The organism is Porticoccus sp., assembly GCF_965660005.1.
Classification (GTDB): Bacteria; Pseudomonadota; Gammaproteobacteria; order Pseudomonadales; family Porticoccaceae; genus Porticoccus.
On sequence record NZ_CBFHYF010000066.1, the window covers coordinates 1 to 6,308 of the forward strand.

General features: G+C 53.5%; 7 protein-coding genes. 2 read left to right on the forward strand and 5 right to left on the reverse strand.

The features are described from left to right. Positions 1-1,178, forward strand: a 1,178-nt coding sequence (locus tag ACTF5G_RS09740; RefSeq protein WP_438952614.1) for an acetyl-CoA C-acyltransferase, incomplete at its 5' end; no start/stop codon positions are given. 71 nt (positions 1,179-1,249) lie between these two features. On the opposite strand, the gene ACTF5G_RS09745 is transcribed toward ACTF5G_RS09740, so the two are convergent. The 4 genes from ACTF5G_RS09745 to ACTF5G_RS09760 form a co-directional block, all read right to left on the reverse strand. Then, the gene (locus ACTF5G_RS09745) at positions 1,250-1,822 is read right to left on the reverse strand and encodes a BON domain-containing protein (RefSeq protein WP_438952615.1); all 573 of its coding nucleotides are present in this window, start codon (positions 1,820-1,822) and stop codon (positions 1,250-1,252) included. Continuing rightward, entirely contained in the window at positions 1,822-2,412 is a 591-nt protein-coding gene (locus ACTF5G_RS09750) for a D-sedoheptulose-7-phosphate isomerase (protein WP_438952616.1), read from the reverse strand. The genes ACTF5G_RS09745 and ACTF5G_RS09750 overlap by 1 nt, the downstream gene beginning before the upstream one ends. A gap of 20 nt (positions 2,413-2,432) precedes the next feature. Beyond that, positions 2,433-2,822 (reverse strand): YraN family protein, encoded by a 390-nt coding sequence (locus tag ACTF5G_RS09755; protein WP_438952617.1) that lies wholly within the window; start codon positions 2,820-2,822, stop codon positions 2,433-2,435. 89 nt (positions 2,823-2,911) lie between these two features. Continuing rightward, positions 2,912-4,795: a penicillin-binding protein activator gene (locus ACTF5G_RS09760; RefSeq protein ID WP_438952618.1), complete on the reverse strand. Its 1,884-nt coding sequence runs from the start codon at positions 4,793-4,795 to the stop codon at positions 2,912-2,914. A 5-nt stretch (positions 4,796-4,800) separates the two neighbouring features. On the opposite strand from ACTF5G_RS09760, the gene rsmI reads away from it, so the two are divergent. After that, complete coding sequence (gene rsmI / locus ACTF5G_RS09765; protein ID WP_438952619.1) at positions 4,801-5,637, forward strand: 16S rRNA (cytidine(1402)-2'-O)-methyltransferase; 837 nt, start codon at positions 4,801-4,803, stop codon at positions 5,635-5,637. Between the two features lie 22 nt (positions 5,638-5,659). Here the strand turns inward: rsmI and ACTF5G_RS09770 are convergent, their stop codons facing one another. Continuing rightward, positions 5,660-6,004, reverse strand: coding sequence for a hypothetical protein (locus ACTF5G_RS09770; protein WP_438952620.1), 345 nt, complete (start codon positions 6,002-6,004; stop codon positions 5,660-5,662). Between the last annotated feature and the right edge of the window lie 304 nt (positions 6,005-6,308).

Here is a 6,308-nt window from a genome sequence, read left to right on the forward strand (position 1 = left end):
TGTCAGATCCAATTGTCATTGCCGGTATGGCAAGAACGCCTATCGGTAGCATGCAAGGGCAGTTTACCGGTGTTCCCTCGACAGAGCTGGGTGCTGTGGCTATCAAAGCCGCCATTGAGCGTGCAGGCGTTGCAGCTGAGCTGGTTGGTTCTGTTGACATGGGCTGTTGTCTGACAGCCGGCCTTAGACAGGCCCCGGCCCGCCAGGCGGCTCTCGGCGCAGGATTGCCGCCGAGTGTGGGGGCCACCACGCTCAACAAGGTTTGCGGATCCGGCATGAAAGCCGTGATGAATGCGTACGATAGTCTGACGTTGGGCAATGTAGATGTAGCCGTCGCCGGCGGTATGGAGAGCATGACCAATGCGCCATACCTGATGACCCAGGGCCGCAGTGGTTATCGCTTTGGTGATGCGAAAATATTTGACCATATGACCATGGATGGTCTTGAGGACGCCTATAACGGCGAGGCAATGGGAATTTTCGCCGAAAAATGTGTCAGCAAATTTGGTTTTACCAGAGAAGAGCAGGACACATTTGCAGTGACTTCACTGGAACGGGCTCAACAGGCCATCAAGGAAGGCAGGTTCGAGGATGAAATCGCACCTGTAACGGTTAAAACCCGCAAGGGCGAGGTGGTTTACTCGGTCGATGAGCAGCCGGGCAAATCGGTCGTCGATAAAATATCGCAAATGCGTCCGGCGTTCATCAAAGATGGTACCGTGACGGCCGCCAACGCCAGCTCGATCAGTGATGGCGCTGCGGCTCTGGTGTTGACCCGCCTTTCCGTCGCAGAAAAACTGGGTATGAAGCCGTTGGCAATCATTCATTCCCACAGCACCCACTCACAGGAACCCGAGTGGTTTACTACTGCGCCGGTCGGTGCCATCAATAAACTGCTGGCAAAAGTGGCCTGGACCAAGGACGAGGTGGACCTGTTTGAAATTAACGAAGCCTTTGCCTGTGTCACCATGGCGGCCATGAAAGAGCTGGATCTACCCCATGAAAAAGTCAATATTCACGGTGGTGCCTGTGCGCTTGGTCATCCCATAGGGGCCTCGGGTGCCCGTATTATTGTGACCCTGCTGGGTGCCCTGAAAACCTACGGCAAACGCAACGGTGTGGCCGGTATCTGTATCGGTGGTGGCGAGGCTACCGCGATAGCCGTTGAGCTGATTTAGATATTATTCTGGCAATAAAAAAACCGGCCCTGCGAATCGCAGGGCCGGTTTTTTTATTGCCAACGGCGCTATTAATCGAGATATTCAAAAACCTTGACCACCCGCTGAGCGCCGCGGGTTTTACTGGCTATGAGGGCCGCCTGGTCTGCGGTGCTGTGTGTCACCAGCCCCATCAGATAGATTACGCTGTTCTCGGTGATGACCTTTATACTCGATGATTGCAGATTTTTTTCGGCAATCAGCTTGGCTTTGACCTTGGTGGTTAGCCAGGTGTCATTACTTCTCGAGATGAGGGAGGTGGGTGTGCGCACCTGCAGTTCATTGTGCACCTGACGAGCACCACGAAATTTCCTGGCGGTATCCCCCGCCAGGGTTCGCAGGTCGCCGGAAGCCACCTCGCCAGTTAACAGAATTACGCTATTGTAGGCCGTAATATTTATGTGGGCTCTTTCAAGGTCCGCGTGGGCCTTCTTGATATTCACGCCTATCAACGTCTCCATCTGCCAGTCATCAATGTCAGTGCCCAGCGAGGTAGACGAAGGATCCGGCTTGATCGGCTCGTCGGTGGTTGCATGAATAATACTGGTGCAGCCCGACAGGATAAGCATGCCCGCAAGTAGCAGAGGTGCCAGACGTGGCAACATCAAGGGTTTCCTCCAAACAGTTGTTGATCAATAAGTTCACAAAGGCAGAACAGGCTCAATAAATGAATTTCGCTGATGCGATGTCGATCGTGGTGATCAACACGAATCTCAATATCGTCACCACTCAACAATGCCGAGAGGTCAACATCACCTGCGCCAGTAAAACCAATCACAGCTATGCCCCGGTCGTGGGCGGTGTGAATCGCCTGAATCAGATTGCTCGGATTGGTGCCGAGGCTGAAGACAACCAGTACATCATCTGCTTGCCCCAGGGTTTTCAATTGCCGGCTAAAAATTTCACTGACACTGTGATAATGGCCGATGGCGGTAATGGTGGAACTGTTGCTGTTCAGACTGATGACCGGTAAACCGGGCCGTTCAAGTTTATATTGCAGCAGTAGCGATTGGGAAAAAATATTTGACAAGGAGGCGGAAAGGCCATTGCCACAACAGAGCACTTTCTGTCCCTGGAGTAACCGCTGAACAGCCATTGTGCTGGCTTGGGCAATCAGTGGAGCCAGTGTTTCACCGCAAGCCATTTTTGCTTCAATGCTTTCGTGAAATAGCTCAATAACACTGGATTCCATCATGATCTTTGGGGTTTGTCGGGTTAGTGGTCAAAGGCATTTGGCAGCCATTCTACCTGATACGGCGTGTTATTACTGATGTCTTTCCTCAGACACACAACATCAAATCGGCAGGCTACCTTGTCCCAGTTTTGGGTGGCTTGTAAAAAGTGTCTGGCCGCAGCCATGATTCGTTGCCGCTTTCTGTGATCAATGCTGTAGGCTGCGCCACCAAAACCCGTATGATTGCGGAGGCGAACTTCGACAAAAACCAGAGTGTGACCCTCGCGCATGATCAGGTCGATCTCTCCCTTTGTGGTGCAGTAATTCTGATTGATGGTCACCAATCCCCGTGCTTCCAGAAAGGATCTGGCCCATTGTTCGGCAGCTGCACCGCTCTGATTCGGCGTTGTCGATGATCTCCTTTTCGTCATCAAAAATCCTTTTTTGCTGTGATATCCCTACTGTGCCCAATTCAGACGCTCGTTATACGCAAACTTCACAATCATCCAGCCGTTGAGCGTCAGGGTGAGACCTGCTGTTCCTCATCAACAATTTTTTTCTGCAATTGTATGGCCGGAACCACTACGCCATTTTTAAAGACCCCCCAGGGTTGGTCCCGCTCAATGGTATCCGGTGGTGTCAGATATAACATACCGGTACTGCCGGGCAGTCGGGTGTTGGATAACAACAACATCTGACCCAGCCACTGGTGCAGGTGATAGGCATCAATACCCAGTGCAAACATATGTCGATAGAGGGGTGCCAGATCTGCCGTAGGCTGCATTGAGTCAGCACTGTAACCGGGGAGAGTCCAGGGCATGGCGCTGAAACGAACCCCGTCCAGATCGCGGTTCTGCCGGGGATCCTGAATGCCGGTAAAAAGCTGGGATGTGCCATAAACTTGTAGATCACTGGCGAAGAGAAAGTCCAGTGTTGGCTTGATTTGTCTTGTATGAGCGGGTGAGGCGATCAGAAAGACCATGTCCAGATCCTGGCGACACCTTGGCGTATGGGCCAGCTTTTTTCCAAGTAAGCGCTGTAACCGGTTGTTGCGTTCAATACTTTGTTCAATATGAAGGTCGGGTTTCAGCAGGGGGATAAAATCGTTCTGTGAAGCCTTGTAAGGGGTTGACTCGACCAGTTTGCCACCCCGTTCGATCCAGCGTTCCTTGAAGGCTGCCAATGCACGTATTCCCGCGCTGGTGTCCGGTGTGATGGTAAGCGAAAATCTGTGCCCTTCGAGCCATGCCCGGTCGGCGACCTGACGGGCTTCGGCCGTGCTGGAGAGGCCAAATTGAAAAAAATTCTGGGGGCGCCGGGTCTGGGGTGTATCCAGGTAATTGAGCGCCACCGTCGGTACCGGCAGCTCGGGAAGAGCAAGCAGTTGTTCAACCTTTTCACGCTGTACTGGACCCATTACCAGTTTGGCCCCTTCATTGATGGCCTGCTGATAAAGTGGTCCGATCTCGCTGTAGGATGAAGTATCGTAAAAGCGTATTGATGGTGTCTTGCCGCGAGTTTCCCTGACGTTATACCAAACCGACAGGATGCCGTCGCGAATAGCTCTGCCCGCCTGCGCGAGTGAGCCCTCCAGTGGCAGCAGCACGGCAATCTGTTCAGGCAGGTTATCCGCAATTTCCTGCAATGCCTTGAGTGATGGCGGTGGATTCAGGGCGGCAGGGTGATCGGGCCAGTCAGCCCGCCAACGGGCTATCTGGCTGAGCTGGTTGTCCACATCGCCCTGACTTTTCCGAACCCGGCTGGCAAGTGAGTACCAGCCCTGAAGCAGCGGGTCGGATTCGCCCGCCTGCAGTGCCGCAAGGTGCTCCTGTGAAATATGAGTCAGCAGCCGCCACAAAGCGCCGGAAGTTTCCGTCTTTTCGGCCGCTGACGTCACCAGGCTGGAGAGTGCTGCATAGACGTGAATGCTCTGCTCATCTTCTCCCAATAAGGAAAACAGCTCGCCGCGCAGTTTCAGCCACCTGATCCGGTAGCTTGTCCCCAGCTGATCAATACTGGCCACGATTTTTTGATCTGTCAGCAGATCCCTGGCGAGAAAGAAGCGCTCCTCGACAATAGCCAGTTCTGCAAATAACAGACGAAAGTCAACGAAATGCTGTCCTGACAACAGCTTCTGATCAATGGATGACAGCACCTGTAGCGCCCGTTTTTTATCCCCGGCGAGCACCAGAAACTCGGCAGCATCCAGTTGGTGGAGTTGTCTTTGCGGTGCTATGCTGTCGGCCGCGAGTGAGAGCGCCTGTTCAGCCCGTTCTGCGGGACTCGGTGGAATAACCGGGCCAGTTTGCTGTGCATCGCGGCCCGATTGCGCGCAGCCGCCGAGTGCTAAAACCAGCCCCAGCAACAGAGTCGCTGTCATTCTGAATGTGAACATAGGTGTCATTTCTTATGCCGGGTCAATTGTATGTGGTGGCCACGCCCATCGGTAATCTGGGTGATATGGTACCCCGAGCCGTTGAGGTTCTCCATGCGGTTGATCTCATTGCTGCAGAGGATACCCGTCACAGTGGCAGATTGCTGAAACATCTCGGTATCGATACACCGCTGGTCGCCTATCATGACCATAGCGATGAGCGACAGATGGCGCGGCTGGTCGATATGCTGGAGCAGGGAAAGACGGTGGCGCTCATCTCGGATGCGGGGACGCCCCTGATTTCCGATCCCGGCTACCGTTTGGTCAGAGAGGTCCGCCAGCGGGGCATCAGGGTAACGCCAATTCCCGGTGCCTGCGCCGCTATTGCTGCACTGAGTGCCTCCGGCCTGCCCAGCGACCGGTTCGGTTTTGAGGGTTTCCCTCCTCCCAAAACGGCTGCCAGGCTGAAAAAGTTTGCATCCCTTGCCGGGTCAGCCCGGACATTGATCTTTTATGAGTCCCCCCACCGCATACTCGATACGCTGACCGATATGATTGCCACATTCGGCGATCAGCGTGAAGCGGTATTAGCCAGGGAGATTACCAAAACGTTTGAGACATTCCTGGCCGGTACCCTGATGGAAATATTGCAGCAGGTGAGCGCGGACAGCAACCAGCAAAAAGGTGAAATGGTGGTGATGATCAGAGGAAACAGCGATGCTGTCAGCGCGTCCGATGCCGAGCAGTTGAGAGTATTGAAAGTGTTGCTTGACGACCTGCCCCTGAAGCAGGCCGCAGCTCTGGCGGCCAGAATTACCGGTGGTCAGAAAAATACCCTGTACCAGCTGGCGCTCTCATTGCGTCCCGGCTGAAGCCCATACGCAGCATGGCATTTCAAGCACTGCAGGCCAGCGCAATGCTCTCCGGGCTAATATGCCTGAACTGTCGGACAGACTTCTCCGGTGTTTTGCCAGTACACCATTGGGCAATGCGCGCGATATCTCCTTGATCACTTTTATAGTGGGCCCCGTGCATTTCGATCATGCCAAGCCCCTGGCTGGCGGCGTTGAGGTAATTGCTGGAATTGCGCAAGCTGCCGATGACCGGAAGCTTCAGCTGACTGGCCAGGGCCTCCGCCTGTCTGGCGGTGGTCGCTGCCCTCGGTGCGCGATTCAACACGAGCGCCATGGCTTGTTTGGACGGCAGTATGCGCCGCAATTGCTGTACCATTAGTGCCAAAGTAATCTCCTACAAGCCACCCACTTCGTAATACCCATTCCTCGTTTTCATCAAGAAAACGCATCACATTCTCAAAGCATTGATTTTCCTTAGCTGCATCAAAGGCTAACGGCTTGACGTTTACAAAAAAGGCTTTTGGATTTGCTTGCCGCAAATAATTAAGTAATTGACGTGTCGCTTTTTTCACGTGCTACCTCCGTTATTTGAGCACTTCAATAGTGCCATCTTCTTTACGTCTGTAATCAGCCACAGCGTTAGTCAGACGTATTTCATCGTTCAAGTGATAGTACGTCTTTTCAATCTG

Excerpts from the sequence above, each read along its gene's own strand:
- ACTF5G_RS09750 (WP_438952616.1), bottom strand. The coding sequence starts at position 2,412 with ATGATGGAATCCAGTGTTATTGAGCTATTTCACGAAAGCATTGAAGCA.
- ACTF5G_RS09745 (WP_438952615.1), bottom strand. The coding sequence starts at position 1,822 with ATGTTGCCACGTCTGGCACCTCTGCTACTTGCGGGCATGCTTATCCTG.
- ACTF5G_RS09755 (WP_438952617.1), bottom strand. The coding sequence starts at position 2,822 with ATGACGAAAAGGAGATCATCGACAACGCCGAATCAGAGCGGTGCAGCT.
- ACTF5G_RS09760 (WP_438952618.1), bottom strand. The coding sequence starts at position 4,795 with ATGACACCTATGTTCACATTCAGAATGACAGCGACTCTGTTGCTGGGG.
- rsmI (WP_438952619.1), top strand. The coding sequence starts at position 4,801 with ATGCCGGGTCAATTGTATGTGGTGGCCACGCCCATCGGTAATCTGGGT.